The organism is Caballeronia arvi, from assembly GCF_001544695.2.
GTDB classification, from domain to species: domain Bacteria; phylum Pseudomonadota; class Gammaproteobacteria; order Burkholderiales; family Burkholderiaceae; genus Caballeronia; species Caballeronia arvi.
Genome location: NZ_FCOM02000331.1, coordinates 1 through 622 on the forward strand (window position 1 = coordinate 1; position 622 = coordinate 622).

1 pseudogene is annotated in these 622 nt (G+C 63.3%); it reads right to left on the bottom strand.

The features are described from left to right. A pseudogene (locus AWB74_RS45195) lies at positions 1-622 on the bottom strand (hypothetical protein); the annotation flags it as partial.

Sequence of the window (622 nt, forward strand, 5' to 3'; positions counted from 1 at the left end):
CAGGCGCAGTCGCGGCACTCAGATGGAAGTCCGCCTCCTTCAAGCCTTCGGGACTCGTCGCGACCCAATGCAGGACACTCTGCGACCGCACGAGTCCAATGCTTCCGGTGTACGCCCAGTTGATCGGCGAAGGCTGCGTGCCGGTCAGTTCGATCGATGATGATGTCACCGTGAAATGCAGTAGCCGTCCGTCTTGCGACGGCGTGAATGCCTTGTCGCCGATCACGGCGATCCCCGCCTCCCGCACGGACGCCGGCATGCACGCAAGCGTCGCCGTGGTGTGACCGCTTCCGTCAACGAGTTGCGCGAACCCCCTGCCATCAGCGTCTGTGCCAACCACGATAAAGCGCTCGACCGATGGCACGTACGTCGCCGCATACGTGTAGTACTGTACGTGATCCGCAATCACGTGGGGCTCACTGAGCGCACCCGTTGCGGGATCGAGCGTCGCAACCTTCAGCTTCGCATAGGTCTCGCCGCCCACGTACTGCTGCCACACCAACAGCGCGCGCGCGGGTGAGCCAGCTATCATGGGCCACCATTCGCGCGAGTGGTGCGACACGTCGATGGCGCGCAGTGCCCTGCCATTGGCGTCGTAGGTCTTTACGTAGACGCCATTGCC